Source organism: Actinomycetes bacterium, from assembly GCA_036000965.1.
In the GTDB taxonomy this organism is placed as follows: Bacteria; Actinomycetota; CALGFH01; order CALGFH01; family CALGFH01; genus DASYUT01.
This window is the reverse complement of record DASYUT010000283.1, coordinates 1-4,803: the sequence shown is the minus strand read 5'-3', so window position 1 is coordinate 4,803 and position 4,803 is coordinate 1. Positions and strand designations below refer to the sequence as shown.

General features: G+C 70.3%; 5 protein-coding genes. All 5 read left to right on the top strand.

Features of this window, described 5'->3' with window-relative positions; all coding sequences use genetic code 11:
* Positions 1-133 precede the first annotated feature (133 nt).
* Entirely contained in the window at positions 134-1,366 is a 1,233-nt protein-coding gene (locus VG276_24655; protein ID HEV8652489.1) for a transposase, read from the top strand.
* 8 nt (positions 1,367-1,374) lie between these two features.
* Positions 1,375-1,911, top strand: coding sequence for a transposase (locus VG276_24650; GenBank protein HEV8652488.1), 537 nt, complete (start codon positions 1,375-1,377; stop codon positions 1,909-1,911).
* 458 nt (positions 1,912-2,369) lie between these two features.
* Positions 2,370-3,479: a radical SAM protein gene (locus VG276_24645; protein HEV8652487.1), complete on the top strand. Its 1,110-nt coding sequence runs from the start codon at positions 2,370-2,372 to the stop codon at positions 3,477-3,479.
* Between the two features lie 8 nt (positions 3,480-3,487).
* The gene (gene tmk, locus VG276_24640; GenBank protein HEV8652486.1) at positions 3,488-4,096 is read left to right on the top strand and encodes a dTMP kinase; all 609 of its coding nucleotides are present in this window, start codon (positions 3,488-3,490) and stop codon (positions 4,094-4,096) included.
* Positions 4,093-4,803 (top strand): endonuclease/exonuclease/phosphatase family protein (locus tag VG276_24635; protein ID HEV8652485.1); only part of this gene is annotated, 711 nt, incomplete at its 3' end. The genes tmk and VG276_24635, both read left to right, overlap by 4 nt.

Below are 4,803 nucleotides of genomic sequence, written 5' to 3'. Positions count from 1 at the left end.
GACCCTGGTGGCTAATTCTCCTCGACATGCCGGGCGACATCCGTGATCTTGAACGCTGTGGGCGAGATCATGCGGCCTGCGGCCGCCTTCCCTTCGTCTTCCCCCTCGTCGGGCCGCAGGATGGAGTGTTGTGGTGTCGGTGCAGCCGCGGCCGTGGCCGAAGCCTGCCGAGGTGATCGTTGCGGCGGTGCGGGCGAAGTACGCCTGGCGTGAGGCGCCGCTTGCGGTGCAGGTCCGTGATCGGTTCGGTGAGTTGTTCCCGGACGTCGAGTTCGAGTCGGCGTTCGCCGGTCGGGGCCGGCCGGGGTGGTCACCTGGCCGGTTGGCGTTGGTCACCGTGCTGCAGATGGCGGAGGGCTTGACCGACCGGCAGGCCGCCGAGGCGGTGCGGGAGAAGCTGTCGTGGCAGTACGCCCTGGGTTTGGACCTGGATGATCCGGGGTTCGATCACACCGTGCTCAGCGAGTTCCGCGCCCGGGTGGTCGATCACGGGTTGGAGGAGCGGGTTCTCGACCTGCTGTTGGACCGCTTGGTCGAGGTCGGTCTGCTGGGCCCGGGCGGGAAGCAGCGCACGGATTCCACGCATGTGGTCTCCGCGGTCCGCGACCTCAACCGGCTCGAGCTGGCCGGTGAGTCGGTACGCGCCTGCCTGGAGGCGCTGGCTGCCTGCGCGCCGTGGTGGCTGGCCGAGGTGATCGACGTGCCCGGGTGGAGTCGGCGGTACACCGCCCGGGTGGACTCGTGGCGGCTGCCCACCTCCGAGGCCAAGCGCACGGAGTTGGCCCTGGCCTATGCCCGTGACGGGTACGCGTTGGTCGAGGCGTGCTACCGGGCGGACGCGCCGGGCTGGGTGCGCGAGGTCGAGGCGGTGCAGGTGCTACGGGTGGTGGTGCTGCAGAACTACACACGCACGGTCACCGAGACCGGGACGGAGGTGGCGCGGCGGGAGGCGGAGCGGGACGGTCTTCCACCGGGCAGGTTTCGTCTGAGCTCCCCGTACGACACCGACGCCCGGTGGGGTGTCAAGCGGGACACGTTCTGGAACGGCTACAAGGTTCATCGCAGCGAGACCTGCGACGCCGAGGAGGCCGCGACCAGCAGGCAGGGCGACGGCGCGGGCGCGCGGTCCCAGCCATGCCCGTCGGCCACGGCGGGCTCCGGCCACAGCGAACGGTCCCCGCAGCGGCCCAACCTGATCACGAACGTGGCGACCACCGCCGCGACCGTGCCCGACTCGGCGATGACCGAGGCGATCCACCACGCGCTGGACCGCCGGGGCCTGCTGCCGGCAGAGCACTACGTCGACGCTGGCTACCCTCGGCCGAGCTGGTCGCCGACGCCGCTCGCGACTACGGCATCGCGTTGATCTCCCCAATGCTGCTGGACACCTCACGCCAGGCCAGGGCAGGGACCGGGTTGCACGCTGCGGCGTTCACCATCGACTGGGACAGGAAGCAGGTCACCTGCCCGCAAGGACAGCGCAACGCCTCCTGGAGCCCGGCCACCCAGCGGGGCACCAAGGCGATCGTGGTGAAGTTCGCCGCGAGTACCTGCGGCCCCTGCCCGGCCCGCGATCAGTGCACCACCGCCGCCCGCGGCGGCCGGCAGCTCACCCTCAAGCCCCGCGCGTTGCACGAGACGCTGCAGGCCAACCGCGCCGAGCAAGACACCACAGCCTGGCAGGCCCGCTACGCCATCCGCGCCGGCGTCGAAGGCACCATGCATCAGGCCATCGCCGTCACCGGCACCCGCAACGCCCGCTACAAGGGCCTGGCCAAGACCCCTCTCGAACACGTGTACGCAGCGGTCGCCCTCAACCTCACCCGCCTGGACGCCTGGTGGAACGGCCACCCCCTCGACCGGCGCCGAACCAGCCACCTCGCCCGCCTCGAGTTGGCCCTGGCCGCATAGCCCCGAATTAACCACCAGGGTCGTGGACCCGGGCCTGGTGCAAGTCTCACGGTGGCGGCCAGACGGCGAGATCCCATCGGACGAAGTCTGGATCTACGGCGGTGTGGGCCGCAAGGGCTGAGCCCGTGCCAGGGGTGACGTCACCATGAGCGGCGTGCTCGCGCTGGTCAGCGGCGACGGTGGCAGTCGGGCGACGGTGGGGCGATCGACATCGACATCGAAGAGGGCCTCGCATCCACGACCTGATCGACGAGGCGACTCCCCTGCTGCTCGCCGCGCCGGCGCCCGCCCGTGACGAGGTCGCTGGCGCTATCCAAAACCAATCCGTAGCTCTTTACATATCAGGATCGATCCAGCTTAGTGGTACGAACAGCGCTCTTCTGCCATCTCGTACCTGACACGAGTGGTTGCCGCTCGGACGCCGTGGCCGCAGCGCATCCATCAAGGAAGTGATCCCCATGACGGCCAGGCGCAGCCTCATCACCGACCAGCTCGCCGCATCCTGCTACTTCCGCACCTCGGTCCCCACCGGCCAGCGCAAGGCCCTTGTCCAGATCACCGAACGCTGCAACCTCCACTGCGCCCACTGCTTCGTCTCGGCCGGCGACTACGGCGACACCATGCGCACCGCCGACATCGCCGACCTGCTCATCCCACGGCTTGGCGACTGCCGCGTCAGCAGGGTCACGCTCACCGGCGGCGAGCCCTTCGCCCACCCCGACGTCGTGGAGATCGTCGCCACCTTCCGCGCGCACGGGTTCGGGGTCGGGATCTGCTCCAACGCCACCATCATCACCGACGCCCAGCTCGCCGCCCTGGCCGGCATCGGCGGGATCCACGTCAACGTCTCGCTCGACGGCTTCCGGGCCGAGTCCCACGGCCGCTTTCGCGGCAACCGCGCCTCGTTCCACACCACTATCGAGACCGTCCGCAAGCTCGCCCGAGCCGGCCTGCTTCAGGGTTTGCTGTGCACCCCCAACAACCTGGCCGAGGACGCCGAGTACGCCGAGCTGTGCGCGTTCGCGGTCGACAACGGCGCCGAGTACGTGCTGATGAACCCGCTGTCGGCGATGGGCCGCGGCGTCAAGGGCAAGGGGCCGCTCGGCGCGGCCGAGGAGCGCATGCAGCGGATCTACGACCTGACCGTCCCGTTCGACGGCAATGACCTGGACGTGGTCCATATCCGCTTCCCCAACACCTCGAAGCCGCTGGCGCCCTGCGAGGCGGGCACGATCGTCTACGTGTTCACCCGGGGCGAGCTGACCGTGTGCCCTTACTTGGTGTTCGCCGCCAGGACTCCGCAGTCCCGCCACGACCCGACCGAGTTCATCGTCGGCAACGTCTTCGCCGACCCCGACATCGCCGCGCGGCTGGACGCCTACCGGTTCCACGAGCGCTACCAGGTCGGCGCGAACCCGACCTGCCAGGGCTGCTCGCTGGAGACCGCCTGCGGCAAGGGCTGCCCCGCGGCGGTCGTCTCCGCGGGGGAGCGAATCGGCGCTGTCGACGCCGAGGTCTGCCCCGTGACCACCGCCGAACGCCGCCTCCTGCCCATCGCAAGTGCATGAGCGGTGGGTTGTTCGTCACCATCGACGGGCCGGGCGGGGTCGGCAAGTCCACCTTGACCAGCGAGCTGGCCGCCCAACTCGCCCGCCAAGGCGTCCCGGTGCATCCCACCACCGAGCCGTCCCCTTCTCCGCTCGGCGACCTCGCCCGCCACGCCCCCGAGCACTACCGCGGCCTCACGCTCGCCTGCCTGGTCGCCGCCGACCGCTACTGGCACCTGGAGACCGAGATCCAGCCGCATCTTGCGGCCCGCGAGGTGGTGATATCCGACCGCTACGTGCCCACCTCGATGGTCCTGCAACGCATCGACGGGGTCGACCGCGACTTCATTTGGCAGCTCAACCGCCACGCTCCTCCGCCGGACCTCGCTGTCATCCTGCGAGCCGATCCGACCGTGCTCGCCGCACGGCTGGCCGCACGAGGCCCGCACACTCGATTCGAGCGCGCCCCGGGCGCCGGCGAGGTAGAGTCCCGCCTCTACCAGCAGGCCGCCGAGCGACTTGAGGCAGCCGGCTGGAGCCTGCTGACCGTCGACTCGACCCGTGCGGCGCCCGAGGAGATCGCCACGACCGTCCTTGCCCGCATCCTGACCCTCCGGGAGAACCTGCAGCCACGATGACCCAGCCATCCGCCCCCGACCCGCTCGGCCTGCTCACCTTCAACATCGGCAACCCCTCGCCAGAACGCGCTGAGCGCCAGCTCGCCTGGCTCGCCGAGCGTCCCGAGGACGTGCTCGTCCTCACCGAGACCCGCGCCAGCCGCGGCTGCGAGCTGCTCGCCGAACGGTTCGCCGCGGCCGGCTATGCCGTCACCTTCCCGCGGCCCGAGCAGGGCGAGTACGGGACGATGATCGCCGCTCGGGTCGCCAGCCACCCGGGCACCTGGGCCGGCCAGCTCGACTACCTCCCCGCCCGGGCCGCGTCGATCATGCTGCCGATCGGCGACGGCGTCGAGGTCGTCGGGCTGTATGTGCCATCGCGCGATGCGACCGAGGCGAAGGTCGAGCGCAAACGCCGGTTCCTGGAGCGCTGCCTTGGCGCGTTCGCGGTCGCCGCTGGCGGGGCAGGCATCGTGCTGCTGGGCGACCTGAACATCGTCGAGCCCGACCACCGGCCACGCTATCCCTTCTTCCACCCGTTCGAGTACGCCTTCTACCGGCGCCTCGAAGACCTCGGCCTGGTCGACGCCTTCCGGCACCTGCACGCCGGCCAGGTCGAGCACAGTTGGGTCGGGCGCACCGGTGACGGCTACCGCTACGACCACGCCTTCATCTCCAAGGGCCTGCTGGATGCCCTCGACGGCTGCGCCTACCTCCACGAGCCACGC